The organism is Emticicia sp. CRIBPO (assembly GCF_009905725.1).
Lineage (GTDB): Bacteria > Bacteroidota > Bacteroidia > Cytophagales > Spirosomataceae > Leadbetterella.
In genome coordinates this window covers 1-677 of sequence record NZ_JAAAKV010000036.1, presented here as the reverse complement: position 1 = coordinate 677, position 677 = coordinate 1, and the positions used below count along the sequence as shown (strand labels likewise).

Annotated in this window: 1 pseudogene; it reads right to left on the bottom strand. The window is 52.6% G+C overall.

From position 1 onward, the window contains the following. Positions 1-677 (bottom strand): annotated as a pseudogene (locus tag GVN16_RS25960) (hypothetical protein); the annotation flags it as partial.

Sequence of the window (677 nt, the reverse complement as noted above, 5' to 3'; positions counted from 1 at the left end):
GTGAAACTGTAATGGGTCATCACCGGGCTGTCTCCTGCAGCGTCTACCTTTCCGATGGTCTTCCAGGTTTTGGCATCAGTGCTTTGCTGTATTTCGAATCTTCCGCTGTTGGTTTCAGTGACGGTGCTCCATTTGAGCAGCACCCCTGCCTCTGTCTTGCTGACAGCAAAACTGCTCAGGGTCACCGGAAGGATGGTCTCACAATCGGTATAAACAAAGACCACTGGCGTTTCACAGGCACATTCAGGGGTGAGCTCTACAATAGCCGGACAGAAGTCCCCAAGGAAGTCTGTGGTGAAAGCATAGGTAAACACCTGTGAGGTGGTGGTAGTGATGCTGACGGTCTTGCTTCCGATCTGGGTATCTGTGGCATCCACGATCCCGTTAGAATTGGCATCATGATAGACCTTGATGACTGCATTCTGGGGCAGGCCTGTAGCCACCCCATTGGTGTTGTCCACCGTCACACTTCCTTCCAGGGTATTGCCTGAGGTCGGGGTGCCTGCTGTAAAGGCAGTGATGGCAAAGGCCGGTTTGTTGATGACAATGCCTGTGGCGTCATTTTCCCCTTCAGCCTGCAGTGATCCCGTACAAACAGGGCCTGAAGGCTCACACTTGCTTTCAAAGGTATAGGCAATGAGCTCATGGATAGGCAGTGTGCTGCAACTCACAGAGGC